The sequence below is a fragment of the Peribacillus huizhouensis genome (genome assembly GCF_014138605.1).
In the GTDB taxonomy this organism is placed as follows: Bacteria; Bacillota; Bacilli; order Bacillales; family DSM-1321; genus Peribacillus; species Peribacillus huizhouensis.
In genome coordinates this window covers 172,638-193,701 of sequence record NZ_JACJHX010000007.1, presented here as the reverse complement: position 1 = coordinate 193,701, position 21,064 = coordinate 172,638, and the positions used below count along the sequence as shown (strand labels likewise).

General features: G+C 38.8%; 22 protein-coding genes. All 22 read left to right on the top strand.

Going from position 1 to position 21,064, the window contains the following annotated elements:
* The 22 genes from HNP81_RS12985 (at position 1) to recN (ending at position 20,885) form a co-directional block, all read left to right on the top strand.
* Complete coding sequence (locus HNP81_RS12985) at positions 1-1,062, top strand: M24 family metallopeptidase (protein ID WP_182502885.1); 1,062 nt, start codon at positions 1-3, stop codon at positions 1,060-1,062.
* 18 nt (positions 1,063-1,080) lie between these two features.
* Entirely contained in the window at positions 1,081-1,638 is a 558-nt protein-coding gene (efp, locus tag HNP81_RS12980; protein WP_028391745.1) for an elongation factor P, read from the top strand.
* 295 nt (positions 1,639-1,933) lie between these two features.
* Complete coding sequence (gene spoIIIAA / locus HNP81_RS12975) at positions 1,934-2,863, top strand: stage III sporulation protein AA (RefSeq protein ID WP_028391744.1); 930 nt, start codon at positions 1,934-1,936, stop codon at positions 2,861-2,863.
* On the top strand, positions 2,856-3,371 hold the full coding sequence (spoIIIAB, locus tag HNP81_RS12970; RefSeq protein WP_028391743.1) for a stage III sporulation protein SpoIIIAB: 516 nt from the start codon (positions 2,856-2,858) through the stop codon (positions 3,369-3,371). Before spoIIIAA ends, spoIIIAB begins: the two co-directional genes overlap by 8 nt.
* A 19-nt stretch (positions 3,372-3,390) precedes the next feature.
* A complete protein-coding gene (gene spoIIIAC, locus HNP81_RS12965) occupies positions 3,391-3,594 on the top strand; it encodes a stage III sporulation protein AC (RefSeq protein ID WP_028391742.1) in 204 nt (67 codons plus the stop codon).
* Positions 3,595-3,606: 12 nt separating this feature from the next.
* Complete coding sequence (gene spoIIIAD, locus HNP81_RS12960) at positions 3,607-3,996, top strand: stage III sporulation protein AD (RefSeq protein ID WP_152534727.1); 390 nt, start codon at positions 3,607-3,609, stop codon at positions 3,994-3,996.
* Between the two features lie 35 nt (positions 3,997-4,031).
* The gene (spoIIIAE, locus tag HNP81_RS12955; RefSeq protein ID WP_182502884.1) at positions 4,032-5,225 is read left to right on the top strand and encodes a stage III sporulation protein AE; all 1,194 of its coding nucleotides are present in this window, start codon (positions 4,032-4,034) and stop codon (positions 5,223-5,225) included.
* Between the two features lie 12 nt (positions 5,226-5,237).
* Positions 5,238-5,849, top strand: a complete 612-nt coding sequence (gene spoIIIAF / locus HNP81_RS12950) for a stage III sporulation protein AF (RefSeq protein WP_182502883.1) — start codon at positions 5,238-5,240, stop codon at positions 5,847-5,849.
* 4 nt (positions 5,850-5,853) lie between these two features.
* Positions 5,854-6,513, top strand: a complete 660-nt coding sequence (gene spoIIIAG / locus HNP81_RS12945) for a stage III sporulation protein AG (protein WP_182502882.1) — start codon at positions 5,854-5,856, stop codon at positions 6,511-6,513.
* Positions 6,514-6,527: 14 nt separating this feature from the next.
* A complete protein-coding gene (locus HNP81_RS12940; RefSeq protein WP_028391737.1) occupies positions 6,528-7,103 on the top strand; it encodes a SpoIIIAH-like family protein in 576 nt (191 codons plus the stop codon).
* Between the two features lie 369 nt (positions 7,104-7,472).
* A complete protein-coding gene (gene accB, locus HNP81_RS12935) occupies positions 7,473-7,964 on the top strand; it encodes an acetyl-CoA carboxylase biotin carboxyl carrier protein (RefSeq protein ID WP_028391736.1) in 492 nt (163 codons plus the stop codon).
* Positions 7,965-7,977: 13 nt separating this feature from the next.
* The gene (accC, locus tag HNP81_RS12930; protein WP_028391735.1) at positions 7,978-9,330 is read left to right on the top strand and encodes an acetyl-CoA carboxylase biotin carboxylase subunit; all 1,353 of its coding nucleotides are present in this window, start codon (positions 7,978-7,980) and stop codon (positions 9,328-9,330) included.
* A 25-nt stretch (positions 9,331-9,355) separates the two neighbouring features.
* The gene (locus tag HNP81_RS12925) at positions 9,356-9,766 is read left to right on the top strand and encodes an Asp23/Gls24 family envelope stress response protein (protein WP_028391734.1); all 411 of its coding nucleotides are present in this window, start codon (positions 9,356-9,358) and stop codon (positions 9,764-9,766) included.
* An 887-nt stretch (positions 9,767-10,653) separates the two neighbouring features.
* Positions 10,654-11,046 carry a transcription antitermination factor NusB gene (gene nusB / locus HNP81_RS12920; protein ID WP_028391733.1) on the top strand — a complete coding sequence of 131 codons (393 nt, stop codon included), beginning with the start codon at positions 10,654-10,656 and terminating at the stop codon, positions 11,044-11,046.
* A gap of 113 nt (positions 11,047-11,159) precedes the next feature.
* Complete coding sequence (gene folD / locus HNP81_RS12915) at positions 11,160-12,023, top strand: bifunctional methylenetetrahydrofolate dehydrogenase/methenyltetrahydrofolate cyclohydrolase FolD (protein WP_182502881.1); 864 nt, start codon at positions 11,160-11,162, stop codon at positions 12,021-12,023.
* A gap of 515 nt (positions 12,024-12,538) precedes the next feature.
* On the top strand, positions 12,539-13,894 hold the full coding sequence (gene xseA / locus HNP81_RS12910; protein WP_182502880.1) for an exodeoxyribonuclease VII large subunit: 1,356 nt from the start codon (positions 12,539-12,541) through the stop codon (positions 13,892-13,894).
* Positions 13,887-14,117 (top strand): exodeoxyribonuclease VII small subunit, encoded by a 231-nt coding sequence (locus HNP81_RS12905; protein ID WP_028391730.1) that lies wholly within the window; start codon positions 13,887-13,889, stop codon positions 14,115-14,117. Before xseA ends, HNP81_RS12905 begins: the two co-directional genes overlap by 8 nt.
* 2 nt (positions 14,118-14,119) lie before the next feature.
* Positions 14,120-15,013: a polyprenyl synthetase family protein gene (locus HNP81_RS12900; protein ID WP_028391729.1), complete on the top strand. Its 894-nt coding sequence runs from the start codon at positions 14,120-14,122 to the stop codon at positions 15,011-15,013.
* Positions 15,014-15,259: 246 nt separating this feature from the next.
* Positions 15,260-17,152, top strand: a complete 1,893-nt coding sequence (gene dxs, locus HNP81_RS12895) for a 1-deoxy-D-xylulose-5-phosphate synthase (RefSeq protein WP_182502879.1) — start codon at positions 15,260-15,262, stop codon at positions 17,150-17,152.
* A gap of 4 nt (positions 17,153-17,156) precedes the next feature.
* Positions 17,157-17,996 carry a TlyA family RNA methyltransferase gene (locus tag HNP81_RS12890; protein ID WP_028391727.1) on the top strand — a complete coding sequence of 280 codons (840 nt, stop codon included), beginning with the start codon at positions 17,157-17,159 and terminating at the stop codon, positions 17,994-17,996.
* Positions 17,997-18,689: 693 nt separating this feature from the next.
* Positions 18,690-19,139 carry a transcriptional regulator AhrC/ArgR gene (gene ahrC / locus HNP81_RS12885; RefSeq protein ID WP_028391726.1) on the top strand — a complete coding sequence of 150 codons (450 nt, stop codon included), beginning with the start codon at positions 18,690-18,692 and terminating at the stop codon, positions 19,137-19,139.
* A 24-nt stretch (positions 19,140-19,163) separates the two neighbouring features.
* Positions 19,164-20,885 carry a DNA repair protein RecN gene (recN, locus tag HNP81_RS12880; protein WP_182502878.1) on the top strand — a complete coding sequence of 574 codons (1,722 nt, stop codon included), beginning with the start codon at positions 19,164-19,166 and terminating at the stop codon, positions 20,883-20,885.
* Positions 20,886-21,064: the final 179 nt, after the last annotated feature.

Below are 21,064 nucleotides of genomic sequence, written 5' to 3'. Positions count from 1 at the left end.
ATGGAGAAACTAGAGAAATTTCGCTCACAGTTGGCTAAAAAAGGTTTGGACGGATTTTTAATTACGAGTACATATAATCTGCGCTATATGACCAACTTTACAGGTACGGCTGGCCTTGCCTTGATATCAGGAGATGAAGCGAAATTTATTACAGACTTCCGATATGTGGAACAAGCAGGTAACCAAGCTTTGGGGTATGAGATTGTTCAACACAAAGGGACAATCATGGAAGAAGTGGCTACTCAAGCAAAGAAGATGGGAATCAAGCAGCTTGGTTTCGAACAAGATCATATGACATTTGCTACATTTAAAGCGTATGAAACTTTGGTAAGTGCAGAACTTGTACCTGTATCAGGGATGATCGAGAATTTACGCTTGATTAAGACTTCTTCAGAGATTAATATATTAAAGGATGCTGCTGCAATTGCAGATGCTGCATTTACACATATTGTTGAATTTATTCGTCCAGGGATTTCTGAGCTGGACGTTTCAAATGAACTTGAATTCTTTATGAGAAAACAAGGTGCTACTTCTTCATCCTTTGATATCATCGTGGCTTCTGGGAAAAGATCGGCTCTTCCGCACGGTGTTGCAACCAATAAAATCATTGATAGCGGTGATTTTGTTACGCTTGATTACGGTGCTTATTTTAACGGGTATGTATCAGATATTACGCGAACACTTGCAGTAGGAGAACCAGATGCACAACTAAAAAAAATCTATGATATTGTTTTAGAAGCGCAACTACGAGGTATGGCTGGTATTAAACCAGGCATGTCTGGAAAAGAAGCGGATGCTCTTACTCGAAACTTCATTGCTGAAAAAGGCTATGGTGAGTATTTTGGGCATTCAACGGGTCATGGCATTGGGCTGGAAGTTCATGAAGGTCCTGCCCTTTCTCTCAAATCCGAAACAATTCTTGAACCAGGAATGGTTGTAACTTGTGAGCCGGGAATATATGTGCCTGGTTTAGGCGGTGTTCGTATTGAAGATGATACGATCATTACAGTGGAAGGCAATGAAGCATTAACACATTCAACAAAAGAATTAATTATTTTATAAGCATGCAGGAGGAAAAAGATGATTTCAGTTAATGATTTTAAAACAGGCTTAACGATTGAAGTAGATAACGGAATTTGGCAAGTGATGGAATTCCAGCACGTAAAACCAGGTAAAGGTGCTGCATTCGTTCGTTCTAAGCTACGTAATCTTCGTAATGGCGCTGTTCAAGAAAAAACATTCCGTGCCGGCGAAAAAGTTGCAAAAGCACATATTGAAAACCGTAAAATGCAATATCTATATGCAAGCGGTGATTCTCATGTGTTCATGGATAACGAATCATATGAACAAATTGAGCTTCCAGAAGCAAATATCGAATATGAGCTAAAATACTTAACAGAAAACATGGAAGTACATGTTATGACATTCGGAACAGAAACTCTTGGAGTTGAACTTCCGAAAAACGTAACGCTTGAAGTGACAGAAACGGAACCAGGAATTAAAGGTGACACATCTTCTGGTGGAACGAAATCAGCTACACTTGAAACGGGCATAACAGTACAAGTGCCATTCTTCATTAACCAAGGCGATAAACTAATCATTAACACATCTGAAGGTTCTTATGTATCTCGTGCATAAGGCTTAATCTGGGTATCCTTAAAGGGTCAGATCACGCACATAATACGCAGTTCATCGAGGCGATTTTCGCTTACATTGAACTGGATATTGTGTTTGCGGGTCTGACCCTTTCGTTATGTAGACCTTTTTTAAAGGCTCAGCCTATCTCCTTTCCCCCGCACTAACGGGCAGAAAAACTCTACTTAATACTTCTATAGTTTAGTAATCGAAATATCCCACTACTTTTCTTGTCATAAACTCATTAATCTAACATACATTTTAACAAATGATTAGCTGTAAATAGGAGGTTTCAGGCATGGAAACGGTGTTTACCCTATTGCCGAAGAAATTGGAGGAGCAATTTAGGAAAATTCCACTGTCTCTGGTAAATAAAGTTGAGGAACTACGGGTTCGAATTGGACGACCTCTTGAAGTGATTATCGAAGGTAGACCAACCTTTTTACCATATTTGGTTCATGATGAAGACGCAAAGCAGCTGCTGCATCACATTAGCAAATATTCTTTATATGCTTTAGAAGAGGAATTAAAGCGAGGGTATATCACAGTAAGTGGTGGTCATCGAATCGGCCTTGCAGGTAAGGTTGTTCTTGAAAATGGCGAGGTAAAAGCGATTAGAGATGTGTCGTCCTTTAATATTCGAATTGCGAGACAGAAAATTGGGACGGCTGAAAAATTAATTCCAAGTCTATACACAGGTGAATGGCATCATACGATTATCATCGGCGCTCCTCAAACAGGTAAGACGACACTTTTGCGTGACATTGCCCGAATTATCTCAACTGGATGCGAAAAGCGAAATATTCTACCTAAGAAAGTCGGTATCGTGGACGAGCGTTCAGAAATCGCTGGATCAGTTCGGGGGGTACCTCAGCTCGATTTTGGACCTCGAGTGGACGTTTTGGACGGATGTCCAAAGGTTGAAGGGATGATGATGCTTATTCGTTCCATGTCACCCGACGTGTTAATTGTTGATGAAATTGGTCGCCGTGAGGATATGGCTGCGGTGTTAGAGGCAGCTAATGCGGGAATTAAGCTTGTAATCACTGCACATGGACGTACATTGTCAGATTTAACGAAAAGACCCTATATGGTACAAATTCTCAATCAACATATATTTGAACGCTTTATTGAGTTAAATAGACATGACAAATCTGGATTTGGCTACACGGTCCTTGATGAGACTGGAAATCCTGTCACAGAATTGGAAGTGGCTAAGAATGATTAAATTCATTGGCGCAGCTCTTATCGTCCTTGCTACAACTTGGGTAGGGTATGAATTAGCCCGTGTGTTAAGACAACGACCAAGAGAATTACGACAACTTAAGTCAGCGTTACAATCTCTAGAAGCAGAAATCATGTATGGACAAACGCCGTTAACGGAAGCTGCTTTTAAACTTGCTAAGCAGTTGCCAAAACCGCTATCTCATTTTTTTGAAAGTTTCGCTGTCAAGCTGTCAGGCGGTGAGACAACAGTAAAGACTGCTTGGGAAACAAGTTTAAAACTTGTATGGAAACAACTTGCTCTTAAGCAAAATGAATACGAAATACTTGTACAATTCGGTGAAACGCTTGGTCAGCATGATCGTCTTTCTCAACAGAAACAAATTCAGTTGGCCATGATTCATTTGGAAAGAGAAGAAAATGATGCCCTCGACCGTCAAAATAAGTATGAAAAGATGATGAAGAGCTTCGGATTTTTATCGGGTGTATTGATAATCATTTTGCTGTTGTAGCAGGACTGGAGGACCTTAGATGGGCTTAGATGTTGATATCATATTTAAAATTGCAGGTGTTGGCATAGTTGTCGCATTTCTCCATACCATTTTAGATCAAGTTGGAAAAAAGGAATATGCACAATGGGTGACTCTATTTGGTTTTATCTATATTTTATTTATGGTGGCAAGCATCGTAGAAAATTTATTTCAAAAAATTAAATCTGTGTTTCTTTTCCAGTAGGAGGGATCGGCCATTGAAATCTTAAAAATTGTCGGGATCTCACTTATCGCCACTTTTTTAGCCCTAATTGTAAAAGAGCAAAAACCGAATTTTGCCTTTTTGCTCGTTGTCTTTACTGGTTGTGCCATATTTCTCGTTCTTGTTGACAAAATATACGAAATAATCGCAATGCTCGAGAAGCTTGCTGTAAATGCAAATGTCAATATGGTGTATCTAGAAACGATATTAAAAATTATCGGAATCGCCTATATCGCCGAATTTGCTGCTCAGATTACCAAGGATGCAGGTCAAGGATCAATCGCTTCAAAAATTGAGCTAAGCGGAAAAATTTTGATTCTAGCTATGGCGATCCCGATTTTGACAGTCATTATTGAAACAATCATTCAATTGATACCGAGCTGACAGGTAGACACCTGCGGCAATGATGAGGTGAATCTATGAGGCAGCGAATTTTCTACTTTTCCTTCTTGTTCATCGCTCTTTTTTCTATGCACATTGATCTAGCACAAGCCTCAGAAACAAATGAAGATACTAATGTTCTTCAATCCGATTTAGTACAAGCTCAGATGGACAGGCTCGGCATTGAAGAATTGAAGAGTTTTTGGGATAGTATCCTCACGGAATATGGTGGATTCTTGCCGGAAAGTCAAAAGGGAAGTTTTATGGACTTTGTCAGTGGTGAGAAGAAATTTTCCTTTGCTGAATGGATGAAAGGGATTGGCAAATTCGTTTTTCATGAGCTTCTTGTGAATGGGAAGCTTCTTGGGTCGCTCATATTATTAACTGTTTTTAGTATGTTTTTGCAATCACTCCAAAACGCATTTGAACAAAGCACAATCAGTAAAGTTGCTTATTCCATCGTCTATTTAGTGTTAATTATTCTTGCGCTAAATAGTTTTCATGTAGCCATACAATATACCCAAGAAACGATTAATACGATGATTTCCTTTCTGATGGCACTATTGCCTATGCTACTTGCGTTAATTGCCAGTTCTGGCGGGGTGTTATCAGCAGGTTTTTTCCATCCCATTCTCATATTTTTAATGAACTCTAGTGGCATATTAATTCAATATGTTGTCTTGCCGTTCCTTTTTCTTAGTGCCGTCTTAAGTGTTGTCAGTACAATGACGGAACAATACAAAGTCACCCAGCTTGCGCAGCTATTGCGAAATTGGGCTATTGGTCTACTTGGTGCTTTTATGACCATCTTTCTCGGTGTTATTTCTGTACAGGGTGTGACAACTGCTGTTGCTGATGGTGTGAGCATTCGGACAGCAAAATTCGTGACAGGAAATTTTATCCCTGTAATCGGCAGGATGTTCACGGATGCAGCGGACACAGTCATCAACGCTTCCGTCCTTCTAAAAAATACAGTTGGTATGGCTGGAGTTATTATTTTACTCTTTATTATCACATTTCCAGCCTTGAAGATATTAATGCTTTCTTTTATTTATAAATTGGCAGCAGCATTATTACAGCCGCTTGGCGGCGGACCTGTTATTAAATGTTTGGATATTATTAGTAAAAGTATGATTTATATTTTTGCAGCACTTGCCATCGTATCGATGATGTTCTTCCTTAGCGTTACCGTTATCATCGCTGCTGGTAACATTACTTTGATGGTGCGGTAGGGAGGGGAAGCTATGGAATTTATCACGAGCTGGGTAACGAATATTATCGTGTTTGTACTCCTTGCGACTGTAATTGATATGTTACTTCCGAATTCGTCCATGCAAAAGTATGCGAAGATGGTAATTGGTTTACTGTTAATTGCCGTGATTATCTCGCCGATTCTTAAGTTGTTTCAATCAGACTTCGATGAGTTATTAAATATTGCGACAAGCTCAATTGATGATAAAACAAATCATCAGGTAGAAAATTTAACCGATTTGAAGAAAAAAGAAATACAAGCAGTACAAGATGCATATATTTTAAAACAAATGGCTGCCGATATGAGGACAGGGGTAGAAGAGGAGATGATAGAACGATATAAAATGGCAATTCAGTCAATGGAACTCGAAGTAAAAAACAAAGATCAGCCTAACCTTCCGGAAGATTTACAAAAAATTTTAATCGTCCTACACAAGACAACAGATGAAGCAGCATCGGTTGAAGTGGTTGCAAAAGTAGAGATTGACACGAAACAATCATCGCAGACATCGTCCAGTGACTTGGATCATATAAGAGAGTTCCTTGCTGCAAAGTGGGCGGTCGACGAAAAAATCATCGAATTTGCCGGAGAAAGGGGGGGCTAACAAGTTGAAAAATGACAAAGGTCCATTATCGTGGCTGAAAAACCTTTTTAAGCAAACGAATAGCGAAGAGGAAAATAAAGAGAAGAAACCTTCCAAGTATGCCTATGTATTAACTATTCTACTATTGGGTGTCGGCATCATGATGGTGAGTAATTTGTTAACAAATAAAGAATCAAAAAAAGAAACTATTACAACGTTTAATCAAACAAGTTCGCAAAACAAAGAACTAGAGACGTTTGGCAAGGCAGAAAAACAGTCTTCACCAGCAGGCGATTATGAAAAATACTTGCAAAATGAAATGAAATCAGCACTTGAAACGATGGCAGGTGTTTCAGATGTCAAGGTTATTATCTATGTAGAAGCTTCTGAGAAAAAAGTGTTTGAAAAAAATAAAGTAACGCAAAAACAAGTGACAGAGGAAACCGACCAAGAAGGTGGCAAGCGAAAAGTTGAAGACATATCGGATGAAGAACAGCTTGTTATTCTCAAAAGTGGGGATAAAGAGGGACCAATCGTTGTCGAGACAAAGAAACCAAAAGTAAGCGGAGTACTCGTCGTTGCCAAAGGTGCTGAAAATATACAAATTAAGAAGTGGATCATTGAAGCTGTAACAAGAGCATTAGATGTACCGAGTCACCGGGTCTCGGTTATGCCTAAAAAATAAGGGGGAGTATCATTATGTTATTAAAAAAACAAACTGTCTGGCTGTTAACAATGTTAAGTTTGGTCGTTGTACTTTCGGTATATTATTTAACGGGTCCTGATCAAAATAGTTCAAATGTAGCATCTAATCAAGAAGAAAAGGACAAACAAAGTACTGAATCAACAAAGCAAAAAGAGGAAACGGCTAAAATTTCTGACAAGGAAGTACCAAAGGTCGCCATCTCTTCGTCAGATGATGAGTTTGAAGCATTACGTATTAATATTCAAGACGAGCGCAGTAAATTAAGTGAAGAACTAACAAATAAAATGGGAGATACAAGCCTTTCAGCGGAAGAAAAAAATCAGGCTGTCGAAGCGAATAACAAGCTTAGTGAAACAGCTACTACAGAGCAGGTGTTAGAATATGAAATTATGCAACTGAATTACCCAGCAGCTTTGGTACGCATTGACGGCAACAAAGTGGACGTCACAGTTAAAACTGATGAAAAATTAACAGCGTTAGAAGTGGCAGACATCATGGATATCGTAAACACAGAAATGGACGATGTAGAAGATGTGGCAGTTGAATTTAAATTAGATGAAGGAAAATAATAGCAATGATGGAGAAGAGGGAGTCTTTAAGGGACACCCTCTTTTTCTAATGTGTTAACTACTAAAATCAATGGTAATCAACGGGAAAACGTTTTCTTTTATGTGTAAAGAATTGCACATTTGTTATGATAAGATGTAAGATAGAGGAACGGCTCAAGAAAAGTCGTAAGCATTGCTAAAACATTTATTGAATTCATACTAAGTATTATCGTATGATATTAGTAGTTGGTCTTAATGATTTTTTTGGTACAGCAATGGAAAGCGTAGGCTAAGCCAGTTTGTAGTTGGATAGTTAGAGGGCTTTTATAATCAGTCAAAAAAATTTAACTTAACTTAACTTAACAATAAAATAAGACAAGGGGTGCCGAGATGTTGAAGGTACAAGAAATACAAGAGATTATTAAATTGGTCGATCAATCTAGCATTAATGAATTTGTTTTTGAACAAGAAGGAACAAAAATTACATTGAAAAAAGCTGTCCAAGAACAAGCTCCACAAGTTGTTTATCAAGCTACACCTGCTGTCCAGTCAGTAGCAGCTATGCCAACAACAAATGTTCCTCAAGAAACACCGAAACAAGTTGAACTTGTAACCGATGCAGAAGCGAATAATCAAGAAAATTTACATAAAATCACATCACCGATGGTTGGAACGTTTTATGCTTCAGCGTCACCAGAAGCAGGGCCATATGTGAAACTTGGATCAAAAGTAGGAAATGATTCGATTGTATGTATCGTTGAAGCAATGAAGCTCTTTAATGAAATCGAAGCAGAAGTAAGCGGTGAGATCGTCGAAATTCTTGTCCAAGACGGCCAATTAGTGGAATACGGTCAACCGTTATTTTTAGTAAAGCCGGAATAAGGAGCTGTTTTCAATGATTGAAAAAGTATTAATTGCAAATCGAGGAGAAATTGCTGTTCGGATTATTCGGGCATGTAAGGAAATGGGAATCGAAACCGTTTCAGTTTTCTCAGAGGCTGACCGTGAAGCTCTTCATGTCCAGCTTGCAGATGAATCGTACTGCATTGGCCCGAAGGCTTCAAAGGATAGCTATTTAAACGTTACGAATATTATTAGTATTGCAAAGAAAACGGGCTGCGACGCTATTCACCCTGGGTATGGATTTTTAGCTGAAAATGCTGATTTTGCAGAGCTTTGCCGTGAATGTAATGTCATCTTCATCGGACCATCTCCTGAAGCTATTTCAAAGATGGGGACGAAAGATGTGGCAAGGGAAACGATGCGTAAAGCAGGAGTACCGATCGTGCCGGGATCTACAGGAATTATTAAAGACTCGGATGAAGCAATTGCTCTTTCTGAAAAAATTGGGTATCCAGTCATCATTAAAGCTACAGCTGGTGGCGGCGGAAAAGGGATTCGGGTCGCTAGAACAGAAGAAGATTTATTGAATGGGATCAGAATCACTCAACAAGAAGCATTGACGGCATTTGGAAATTCCGGCGTATATATTGAAAAATATATTGAAGATTTCCGTCATGTTGAAATCCAGGTAATGGGAGATACACATGGAAATGCTATTCACTTTGGTGAGAGAGATTGCTCGATTCAAAGACGCCTTCAAAAGCTTGTAGAAGAAACGCCATCTCCTGCAGTTGACTCAGAGATGCGTGAGGAAATGGGCTCGGCTGCAGTTAAAGCGGCTCTTGCCGTTAATTATTCCGGAGCAGGTACGGTTGAGTTCATTTATGATTACAAAAACCGTAACTTCTATTTCATGGAGATGAATACAAGAATTCAGGTAGAACATCCGGTAACAGAAATGGTAACTGGTGTTGATTTAATCAAGGAACAAATTCGCGTAGCGGCAGGTAAAAAATTGTCTTTATCACAAGAAGAAGTACAATATAACGGCTGGGCGATTGAATGCCGTATTAATGCTGAAAATCCTGAAAAGAATTTTATGCCTTCTGCTGGGAAAATTCAAATGTATCTTCCACCAGGTGGAAATGGCGTACGCATTGATTCTGCTGCGTACCCAGGATATGTGATTCCGCCGTATTATGATTCAATGATCGCGAAGTTAATTGTTCATGCCCCAACACGCGGTGAGGCGATTGACAAGATGAGACGAGCGTTAGAGGAATTTGCAATTGAAGGAATCCACACTACTATTCCATTCCACAGTAAATTGATGCAGCACGAACAATTTGTCTCTGGAGAATTTAACACAAAATTTCTTGAATTATATGAGGTTATGGATTCATAATGGAAAATACAGGAGGTGCTGAAGAATGAGTGAAATGGAACAAATGCTTGAAGTGAACAATACCTATAATGGATTAGGTAAAGTGGAGATTTCCCCTGATGTAATTGAAGTCATCGCAGGTATTGCTGCTAGTGAAGTAGAAGGAGTTGCGCATATGCGTGGAAACTTCACTACTGGTGTTGTTGAAATGCTTGGGAAGAAAAGCCATGGAAAAGGTGTCAAGGTAGATCTTGCAGACGATGGTATTAAAGTTGACTTATATTGTGTCATGAAATTTGGCGTATCGATTCCAAAGGTTGCGCAAGAAGTTCAAGACAATATTCGTCAAGCTCTACTAAACATGACAGCCCTTGACACTTCCGAAGTGAATATTCATGTTGTAGGAATCCAATTTGAAACAGCAAAACAAGAAAGTGAAATTGAGCAAGAAATGTAAGGAAATCGAAGAGAATCTCTAAAATAGGGTCTGACCGCACACAAATTCCAAGTTTAAAGTGTTTACATGCACTTTTCTCAAACGGTATTCGTTGTACGGTCTGACCCTTTGATTTTGGGAAATTTCGTAAAGAATGTTTAAATACTGAACAGATGTGACATACAATACAAAAATGATGTTTAAACCTGAAAATAGTTTCTTGCGAGAGAAAAAATAAGCGAGCTGGTAATAAAAAGCCTGTAAAACCCCGATTCCCTTAGCGCAAGAGCTGCGCTAAAGGAAGTTTCACTTTACCCCGCATTAACGGACAGTAAGATCTCCGTGCTAGGCCTAATGGAAAGAAAAGAAAAGAGTTTGTAGTAAGGGAACTGTCCGTAAATGCCCGATTGGTGAGATACAGTGAAACTTACCGATGCGTAAGCGGAGGTTTAGTTGAACCAATCGGGTTCGTAGTGTCGCTTTTATCGAAGCGTTAGCGGAGATATTAGCGACACTAGAACGGGACTAACCCTCAGTGGAAAACCACCACTGAGGGAAGTTTCACTTTACCCCGCATTAACGGACAGTAAGATCTCCAAACTAGTCCTAATAGAAAGAAAATAAAAGAGTTTGTAGTAAGGGAACTGTCCGTAAATGCCCGATTGGTTCAACTAACCCTCAGTGGAAAACCACCACTGAGGGAAGTTTCACTTTAACTCAATCTTATTTTCTGTTAGAGTGTTACATATGTGATTTTTTATGATACTAATTAGCATAAGCGATACAATAAAGGTAAGTATATCTTCTTTTTAGGATAAAAAACTTAATATTTATGTTTTTTTATTAAATAATGTTCGTGTATGCTGTGATTTTCATATATAATAGTCGATATAGAAGGAGTCAATTTTATGAAAAGAAGAACTGCCCGTGAAAAAGCCTTGCAGGCCATGTACCAACTTGAAATTGGTAAGGGAGAAATTCAAGATGCTTTAAACAGTGTTTTGGACGGACGTCCGAGTGATGAATATCTTGAACTGTTAGTAAAAGGAACACAAGAAAACAAAGAAGAGATTGATGGAACAATTCGCGATAATCTCGATAATTGGAAGATTGAACGATTGGCGAATATTGATCGGAACTTGCTCCGCATCGCTGTGTACGAAATGATCTACTGTGAACAAGTTCCTATCAATGTTGCTATGGATGAAGCAATAGAAATCGCAAAAGTCTTCGGTGATGATCAATCAAGCCGCTTTGTAAATGCAGTTTTATCAAAAGTGAAAGATCAGCTTAATAAATAAATAGTGCATAGCATAAGTGCTAAGAAAAGAATATTTATTTTGGGTCAAGCGGTTTAAATCATTCTCACCTTAAGGCAATCGATTTCTTAAGCTAACTTTGGAGGATGATGAATGTGTCAGGGAAAATTATTGATGGAAAAGAAATTGCTCAATCTGTAAGAAATACGCTTCGTGAGGAAGTAAGCAAGCTAGAAAGTAATGGCACAGTGCCAGGTCTTGCTGTTATTCTTGTTGGCGATGATCAAGCCTCGAAAACTTATGTAGCCAATAAGCAAAAAGCTTGTGCAGAAATTGGTATTTATTCTGTTTTATTCGATTATCCAGCATCGTTGTCACAACAAGAACTACTTACAAAAATTGATGAATTAAATCAAGATGATGCGATTCATGGTATTTTGGTACAACTCCCACTTCCAGCTCATATCCAAGAAAAAGCTATTATTGAAGCTATTTCTCCCGAAAAGGATGTCGATGGGTTCCATCCAATTAATATTGGAAGAATGATGACTGGTCAGGATGCGTTCTTACCGTGCACTCCATATGGAATTATGGTAATGCTTGAGCATATCGGCTGTGAAATTGCTGGCAACCATGTTGTTGTTGTTGGAAGAAGTAATATTGTCGGAAAGCCTTCAGGACAATTGTTTCTGAATAAAAGTGCCACTGTTACGTATTGCCATTCTAAAACGAAAGATCTTGCTTATCATACAAAGCAAGCTGATATACTGGTTGTCGCTGTCGGCAAGAAAGATATAATCACCGCTGCTCATGTTAAGGAAGGTGCAGTTGTCATTGACGTTGGTATGAATCGAAATGAAGAAGGCAAGCTATGCGGCGATGTTTCTTTTAACGAAGTAAAAGAAGTTGCCTCATATATTACACCGGTTCCAAAAGGCGTTGGTCCAATGACGATTGCCATGCTCCTGGAAAATACCGTTAAATCAGCCAAGAAATCGATTGCCCTACAAGATGCATAAATAGCTATTACCCTAAAAAAACTTATCAAGGATTAACAGTCTGTAAAAAAACACGATTGGTGAGATACAGTGAAACTTACCAACGCGTAAGCGGAGGTTTAGTTGAACCAATCGGGTTCGTAGTGTCGCTTTATCGGAACGATAGTGGAGATATTAGCGACAGTAGAACGGGACTAACCATTAGCGCACAGAGCGGCGCTAATGGAAATTTCACTTTATCCCGCATTAAAGGACAGTAAAATTTCTTATACTAGGCTTTAGTGTAAGGAAAAGTGAAGATCTTGTAGTGGACGGACTGCCCGTAAATGCCCGATTGGTTCCACTAACCATCAGCGAAAGAACGTCGCTAATGCAAGTTTCACTTTATGAAAAAGCTATCACTTGTTCTATAATGGCAAGTGATAGCTTTTTTGTTTTATAATGAAAGTATCAGGTCATCAATTCTGTGGATAGCGCTAAAAATAAAAGATCGAAAACCATTTATAGCGCTGTACTTTTTAGGTAAGGAGAAAATAATGGAAGAAAAAAGATACTTAACTGTTTCAGCGTTGACAAAATATATTAAACGAAAATTTGATGCGGATCCTCATTTGCAAAATGTATACATAAAAGGAGAAATATCAAATTTTAAGCAGCATTCAAGTGGCCATATGTACTTTACGATCAAAGATGAGAAAGCAAGAGTCTTAGCTGTGATGTTTTCAGCTCATAATAAGAGTTTGAAGTTCGTTCCTGAAAATGGGATGAAGATTTTGGTGCGAGGGGATATTTCTGTCTTCGAGCAAAGTGGACAATACCAGTTGTATGTCAAGAGTATGTCGCCTGATGGGGTTGGCGATTTATATTTAGCTTATGAACAGTTGAAGAAGAAGCTTGAAGCAGCGGGGTTATTTTCGGCTCAGCATAAAAAAACACTTCCGAAATATCCCCATGCCGTTGGTGTCATAACTTCACCCACAGGAGCTGCATTAAGGGATATTTTGACCACAATTAAAAGAAGATATCCAATTGCTAAAATAATGATTTACCCAGCGCTTGTGCAAGGCACAAATGCACCTAAATCAGTTGCCAAAGCGATTTCGGAAGCAAATGCACGTAAAGAAGTTGAAGTGCTTATTGTTGGAAGGGGTGGTGGCTCCATTGAAGAACTTTGGGCTTTTAATGAAGAAATCGTTGCAGAATCCATATATGATTCAGATATTCCAATTATCTCGGCTGTTGGGCATGAAACAGATTTCACGATTGCAGATTTCGTAGCAGACTTACGTGCACCAACACCAACAGGAGCTGCTGAACTAGCCGTGCCGCATCTACAAGAAATTTACGAACGGTTATGGTACCAAAAAAATAGGTTGACAAGGACGATTCATGAGCAAGTTAATGTTGAGCAAACAAAGCTGACACGACTGGCAAAATCTTATGCTTTTCGTTATCCTAAAAAAATGTATGAGCAAAAGGCCGAACAATTGGACCGAGTGACGGAACGATTAAAACGCGAGAGTACTAAATATTTTCAAAAGAAAAACGAAATGCTAAAAAATTCATTAGCTCAATTAATAAAACAGCATCCAAACCAACAGCTAACGAATGCTAAGGATCGTTTAACTAATAGTGAAAAGATGTTGAATCGGAGTATGCAAACAATTTTAAAAGGGCACACACAAAGATTCGTCTCAGTTACCCAAACTTTATCTGCCTTAAGCCCGCTTAAAATTATGGAACGGGGCTATGGACTTATTTTTACTGAAGAAGAAACACTCGTTAAAAGCAGATCACAAGTAGAAGTCGGAGATTATATAGATGTAAGCATAACCGACGGAACTTTGCATTGTAAAATAGAAAAAATAGAGGAGCGAAAAGGGAATGAGTAAAGAAAAAGAATTGACTTTTGAGCAGGCAATGGAAGAACTTGAACAAGTTGTTGAAAAATTAGAAGAAGGGGACGTACCTCTTGAAGAAGCAATCTCCATCTATAAAAAAGGAATGGACCTATCTAGACTTTGTCATACAAAATTGAAATCTGTTGAAGAACAATTGACGCAAATACTTAGGGAAGATGGCGAACTTGAAGAATTCGCGGTTGAGGAGGAATAGTCATGAGTGTAATGTCATTTCATACGTTTTCAAAAAACTACAAACAACTCATCGAATCGAAGGTGATTGAATATGTAGAAGAATTAAAAGCGCCTGATAACTTAAAATCAGCAATGGCATATTCCTTGAAAGCAGGCGGTAAAAGAATTCGTCCTTTACTCGTTTTGGCAGTATTGGATGCCTTTGCAAAAGACTTGAACGCTGGAGTCCCTACTGCGGCTGCGATTGAGATGATCCATACTTATTCTTTAGTCCATGATGACTTGCCAGCGATGGATGACGATGATTTGCGTCGCGGTAAACCGACGAATCATAAGGTGTATGGTGAAGCGACGGCGATTCTTGCAGGTGATGCATTACTTACATATAGCTTTCAACTTATTGCAAATACGGAACATCCTTGCGTGACATCAGACATGAAGCTCAACTTAATCCTTGAAATCGCTAAAGCGGCGGGTGCTGAAGGGATGGTTGGTGGACAGATAGCTGATATGGATGGCGAAAACAAGCAGCTTTCATTAGAAGAACTCCAATATATTCATGAACATAAAACAGGCAAGTTGTTAATGGCGTCTGTCCTTGCGGGAGCCATTTTATCTGGTGCTAACAACGAACAGCTTCTTTCACTTAAACGCTTTTCCTATCATCTCGGATTAGCTTTTCAAATTCGAGATGATATTCTAGATATTGAAGGCACAGAAGGAGAAATTGGTAAACCTGTTGGTAGTGATACTGGGAATAATAAGAGTACGTATCCTTCATTGCTTACTTTGTCAGGAGCTAAAGAAAGGCTAGCAGAACATATTAAAATGGCTCACGAAGAGTTGGCAAAAACTCAATTAAATACGGCTCTTCTCAATGAAATAACAGATATGATTGCTCGTCGAAAATCTTGAAACGACAACAATTGTTAACACATCCTATATGTGTTATACTTTTGTTGTTTAACTAGCTTATCCTTTTGAAAATCGGTATAATATGATGAAACTAAAGCCGCCGAAATCATTGGGTATCGGCGGCTATTTTTGAAGTGTTTTGCAGAAAAATGTTGAATTATGACATCCAGAATAGTATTAAATTAGAATTTTCCATCGATAGGTCATTAATAAGGCCTGGAAATAACAGAAAGTGAGTGATCCAATTTGGATCTTCTGTCTATAAAAGACCCTTCTTTTTTAAAAGAAATGAATAATGAAGATTTAAAAGAATTAAGTGCGGATATTAGAAAGTTTTTAATAGAGAAGTTGTCGATTACCGGTGGGCACCTAGGCCCGAACCTTGGAGTAGTTGAATTGACTATTGCGTTACATAAGGAGTTCAACAGTCCAAAAGATAAATTTTTGTTTGATGTTGGCCATCAGTCTTATGTTCATAAAATCCTTACTGGACGCGCATGCCAGTTCGATACATTAAAAAAATACAAAGGTCTTTGCGGCTTCCCGAAAATGAACGAAAGTGAACATGATGTATGGGAAACAGGCCATAGCTCAACTTCTCTATCTGGAGCAATGGGAATGGCTGCAGCACGGGATTTAAAAAAAGAAAAAAACTTTGTTCTGCCAATTATCGGTGATGGTGCTTTAACGGGGGGAATGGCACTCGAAGCACTTAACCATATCGGTCATGAAAAGAAAGATATGATTGTCATCTTAAACGATAATGAAATGTCGATTGCGCCAAACGTTGGGGCCTTGCATTCAGTACTTGGAAGACTTCGTACGGCTGGAAAATATAATTGGGTGAAGGATGAACTCGAATTATTACTTAAGAAAATTCCAGCAGTCGGCGGCAAAGTGGCTGCAACAGCTGAGCGTGTTAAAGATAGCTTAAAGTATTTGTTAGTTTCTGGAGTATTTTTTGAGGAGTTAGGATTTACTTACTTAGGACCGGTCGATGGGCATAACTTCGATGAATTATTTGAGAACTTTCGTTATGCTAAAAAAACAAAAGGTCCTGTCCTTTTACACGTGATTACGAAAAAAGGAAAAGGATATTCCCCTGCTGAATCTGATACAATTGGAAACTGGCATGGAACGGGACCTTATAAAATTGAAACGGGCGATTTTGTTAAAACAGTAACAACGGCTCCTGCATGGAGTTCGCTTGTCAGCGAAACGGTAAGGAAACTCGCTCGTACAGATGAACGAATTGTAGCGATTACACCGGCTATGCCAGTAGGTTCTAAATTAGAAGGTTTTGCAAGTGAATTTCCGGAACGAATGTATGATGTAGGAATCGCTGAACAACATGCAGCAACGTTTGCAGCAGGACTTGCCACGCAAAAAATGAAACCGTTTCTTGCGATTTATTCTACTTTTCTACAGCGTGCCTATGATCAAGTGGTTCATGATATTTGCCGCCAAAACCTGAATGTCTTTTTTGGTATCGATCGAGCAGGTTTAGTCGGGGCAGACGGGGAAACACATCAAGGTGTGTTTGACATCGCCTTTATGCGTCATATCCCGAACATGGTTTTGATGATGCCGAAGGATGAAAATGAAGGCCAACATATGGTTAATACAGCGTTAAAATATGATGACGGCCCGATTGCGATGAGATTTCCACGTGGAAATGGGTATGGTATTCCAATGGATGATAACTTACAAGAAATTCCGATTGGCACTTGGGATGTGTTGAAAGAGGGCAGAGATGCTTGTATTTTAACTTTTGGTACTACGATTCCAATGGCGATGGAAGCAGCAGAATATTTAGACAAGCAAGGGTATTCCATTAAGGTCGTGAATGCACGCTTTATTAAACCTCTGGACAATGATATGATGCACCAATTACTTGAGCAGAAAATGCCAATTTTAACGATTGAAGAAGCTGTTCTTCAAGGTGGTTTTGGCAGTGCGGTGATTGAATTTGCGCACGAGCATGGCTATCATGGTGCGATTATTGACCGAATGGGTATACCTGATCGTTTCATTGAACATGGAAGTGTCGATCAATTACTTGCAGAAATTGGCATGACAGTAGAGGACACGGTGCGGAACATCAAACGAATTACACCGAAAAAGCAAAAAAGGGCTTGAATGAATGAAAGCGAAAAAAGAAAGACTTGATATTTTACTCGTCGAATCTGGGTTGGCAGAAACGCGTGAAAAAGCTAAACGAATGATAATGGCGGGCCTTGTTTATGGAAACGAAGAAAGATTAGAGAAGCCGGGCGAAAAGGTTTCAACTGACTTAGTACTTACAATTAAAGGGAAGGTCATGCCATATGTTTCAAGAGGTGGGCTAAAGCTAGAGAAAGCATTGAAACAGTTTGATTTATCGGTTGAAGGGAAAGTACTGCTTGACATCGGTGCTTCAACTGGAGGATTTACCGACTGTGCTCTGCAAAATGGCGCACGGATGTCTTATGCTCTCGATGTAGGTTACAATCAGCTTGCCTGGAAGCTAAGACAGGATGAGCGAGTGAAGGTAATGGAAAGAACGAACTTTCGTTATGTCACACCTGCTGATCTTGATGGGGAAATGCCTAATTTTGCGAGTATTGATGTTTCATTTATCTCGCTTACATTAATATTACCTGTTTTGAAAACATTGCTGGTGGCTAATAGCGATGTTGTCGCACTTGTGAAGCCTCAATTTGAGGCAGGCAAGGATCAAGTAGGAAAAAAAGGAATTGTTCGTGATGTGAAAATTCACAGAGAGGTTATAGATAAAATAATCCACTTCGCAAAAGGTGAGGGCTATGATATTTATGACGCTTCTTTCTCCCCAATTAAAGGCGGCGAAGGAAATATTGAATTCCTCTTGCATCTAAAGTGGCAAGGTGCAAAAGACCAAGGTGAGAATTTCTTGAAGCAATCGGTTGAAGAAATTGTTCAGAATGCTCATCAAGAATTAAAACAAACAAAAAATGAAGAATAAGTAGTGTCCTCGTATCCTTGATACAAAACCAAATGGTGTTAAAATATGACCCATGGCCATGAAGGATCTATCAAGTAGTACGCTTCACTTACCTAATCACAATGGTGGCGGTGGGGAGCCTGAATTTTAGGTGCTTTCTAAAGTATAATAAGTAAATCGTAAAGTAGAATGGCTATATTAATGAGTCGCGAAGCCCCGTCCCCATAACCTTAGAGCTCCTGATGCAGAACTACTGTTGAAGGAGCTTTTTTTACGGAGGGTAAGTTCTGAGGTGTTATTTTATGAAGTTGGCAAATCACTATGTGAAAAGCGGGTGAGTCTGGTAACTAAGATTCAGGAAGCGAGCTATATGAAAGGTTTGCGCGTCTAAATTTGTACTTTTATAAACTGGAATCAAGACTTGCGAGTGAGAAAGAGCATCTATATCAAATAAGAACCTAAAAACTACACACAATTAAAGGTATCAGAAACGAGCAGGATACGAGTGACCTTCATTTAACATACATAAAACGACGATATTAAATCAATCATTTGACATCTTTGATATCGGGGTTTCCATCCCCCTTTCAAATAAATGCTGACAGTTACAAGAAAAAATTGTACAATTTCAGCGAAATCCGCTAACATTATTTATATATTAAATATTTGTGGTACAAGTTAATTGGACCGCTAACTTAGAGGTGCTTTAAATAGATGAACAAAGGTCAACGACATATAAGGATTCGAGATATTATTACGAATAATGAGATAGAAACACAAGATGATTTAGTGGATGCATTGAAAAATGCTGGCTTTTCTATTACTCAAGCGACGGTATCAAGAGACATTAAAGAATTGCATCTCGTGAAAGTACCACTAATGGACGGTAGGTATAAATACAGTTTACCTGCAGATCAGCGCTTTAATCCGCTTCAGAAATTAAAACGGATGTTGATAGATGCATTTGTTCGGATTGATTCAGCGAGCCATTTTCTCGTACTAAAAACGTTGCCAGGTAATGCACAGGCAATTGGTGCATTAATTGATCATTTAGATTGGGAAGAAATACTAGGGACGATTTGCGGTGATGATACGTGCTTAATTATTTGCCGTACTCCTGAAGATACTGAGGAAATTTCTAATCGATTTTTAGATATGCTCTAATGAAGACAGAGAGGTGATAAGAGTTTGTTAACAGAACTTTCTATTAGAAACTTTGCGATCATAGAAGCCCTTTCGGTATCCTTAGAAAAGGGTTTGACTGTTTTATCAGGAGAAACGGGTGCCGGTAAATCAATCATTATTGATGCGATTCATCTTTTGGTCGGCGGTAGGGGATCTGCAGAGTTTATTAGACATGGGGAAACAAAAGCGGAAATTGAAGGGCTATTTCAAATTGACGACGAACTTCATCCAGTATATCAAAAAGCCTCGGAATTAGGGATCGAGATAAGCGATGGAATGATTGTGCTACGTCGAGATATGTCGATAAGTGGCAAAAGTGTCTGTAGAGTAAACGGTAAACTTGTGACGATTGCTTTGTTACGTGAAATAGGTAGAACGCTAATCGATATTCATGGCCAACATGAACATCAAGAACTGATGGATGAACGGCTTCATCTGCAGCTACTTGATCAATTTGGTGAAGAAAAAATCGACAAAGCACTAGCAGAATACCAAAAGCTTTATAAAGAATATGATCATGCGATGAAACAACTCCAAAAATTCAGTCAAAACGAACAACAAATGGTACATCGGTTAGATCTAATTCAATTTCAATATGAAGAAATTCAGCGCGCCAACTTAAAGTTAAATGAAGACGAAGAGCTGTCTGAAGAAAAAAAGAAAATCAATAATTTTGAAAAAATCCATGAAGCTCTACAAACAAGTTATTTAGCATTATCAGGAGAGCAAAGAGGGCTTGAATGGCTATCTGTTGCAATGAACAACCTCGAAGAAGCAGCAGGTCTTGATGAATCGGTAAAAACAATAACTGAGCCAGTTTCAAATAGTTATTATGTTTTAGAAGATGCAATTTCTGCAATTCGAGACCAGCTTGATGCTCTTGAATATGACCCAGAACGTCTAGAATTTATTGAAAGCCGCTTGAATGAAATTAATCAGCTGAAACGGAAATATGGGAAAACGATTGAAGAGATTGTTGTATATGGTGCAGCGATTGAAGAGGAAATTGAAACATTGCTGAATCGTGAAACCCATATCACTAAACTCGAGACACAATTAAAATCAGTAAAAGCTGATTTATTAGTAGAAGCTAAAAATGTAACTGAATTACGTGAAAAATACGCAAAGCAACTGACCAAGAAAATACAACAAGAATTAAAAGAACTTCATATGCAAAAAACGGTATTTGAAGCTCGCTTTCATCAAACGGCGTATTCGTTTGATGAAGAGGACTCTAATGCCATCGGACGTAACGGATTGGATGTAATGGAATTTTATATTAGCACGAATCCGGGAGAACCGCTGAAGCCATTGTCAAAAATAGCTTCAGGCGGAGAATTGTCACGGATCATGCTTGCATTAAAAAGTATTTTTTCTAAACATCAAGGGATTACATCGATTATATTTGATGAAGTGGACACAGGGGTCAGTGGTAGAGTGGCTCAATCCATTGCTGAAAAGATTTACAAAGTTGCGATCGGTTCACAAGTTCTTTGTATTTCTCACTTACCACAGGTCGCTGCTATGGCAGATACCCACCTATATATAGCAAAAAATATTAAGGCAGGTCGGACGAATACATCCGTTTTTCCATTACAGTATACAGACAAGGTAAAAGAAATCGGTCGAATGATTTCTGGAGTCGAGATTACTGATTTAACGAAACAGCATGCTGAGGAACTTTTGCAACAATCTGATAAAATTAAACAAACTGTTGGAGTATAGTCCTTATCCGGTTTAACAGGCTGTAACATCATCACACATATTTTGTTAAAGATTAAAATATCGAGTTAAAAATAAACAGCCTGTAAAACCCCGATTGGTTCAACTAACCATTAGCGGAAGGTCACCGCTAATGGAAGTTTCACTTTATCCCGGTTTAACAGGCTGTAACATCATCACAC

Coding starts and splice junctions, on each gene's coding strand:
- HNP81_RS12905 (WP_028391730.1), top strand. CDS start 13,887: ATGAGTAAAGAAAAAGAATTGACTTTTGAGCAGGCAATGGAAGAACTT.
- spoIIIAE (WP_182502884.1), top strand. CDS start 4,032: ATGAGGCAGCGAATTTTCTACTTTTCCTTCTTGTTCATCGCTCTTTTT.
- HNP81_RS12900 (WP_028391729.1), top strand. CDS start 14,120: ATGAGTGTAATGTCATTTCATACGTTTTCAAAAAACTACAAACAACTC.
- nusB (WP_028391733.1), top strand. CDS start 10,654: ATGAAAAGAAGAACTGCCCGTGAAAAAGCCTTGCAGGCCATGTACCAA.
- accB (WP_028391736.1), top strand. CDS start 7,473: ATGTTGAAGGTACAAGAAATACAAGAGATTATTAAATTGGTCGATCAA.
- HNP81_RS12925 (WP_028391734.1), top strand. CDS start 9,356: ATGAGTGAAATGGAACAAATGCTTGAAGTGAACAATACCTATAATGGA.
- spoIIIAF (WP_182502883.1), top strand. CDS start 5,238: ATGGAATTTATCACGAGCTGGGTAACGAATATTATCGTGTTTGTACTC.
- spoIIIAB (WP_028391743.1), top strand. CDS start 2,856: ATGATTAAATTCATTGGCGCAGCTCTTATCGTCCTTGCTACAACTTGG.
- xseA (WP_182502880.1), top strand. CDS start 12,539: ATGGAAGAAAAAAGATACTTAACTGTTTCAGCGTTGACAAAATATATT.
- HNP81_RS12890 (WP_028391727.1), top strand. CDS start 17,157: ATGAAAGCGAAAAAAGAAAGACTTGATATTTTACTCGTCGAATCTGGG.
- efp (WP_028391745.1), top strand. CDS start 1,081: ATGATTTCAGTTAATGATTTTAAAACAGGCTTAACGATTGAAGTAGAT.
- spoIIIAC (WP_028391742.1), top strand. CDS start 3,391: ATGGGCTTAGATGTTGATATCATATTTAAAATTGCAGGTGTTGGCATA.
- HNP81_RS12940 (WP_028391737.1), top strand. CDS start 6,528: ATGTTATTAAAAAAACAAACTGTCTGGCTGTTAACAATGTTAAGTTTG.
- spoIIIAA (WP_028391744.1), top strand. CDS start 1,934: ATGGAAACGGTGTTTACCCTATTGCCGAAGAAATTGGAGGAGCAATTT.
- accC (WP_028391735.1), top strand. CDS start 7,978: ATGATTGAAAAAGTATTAATTGCAAATCGAGGAGAAATTGCTGTTCGG.
- HNP81_RS12985 (WP_182502885.1), top strand. CDS start 1: ATGGAGAAACTAGAGAAATTTCGCTCACAGTTGGCTAAAAAAGGTTTG.
- ahrC (WP_028391726.1), top strand. CDS start 18,690: ATGAACAAAGGTCAACGACATATAAGGATTCGAGATATTATTACGAAT.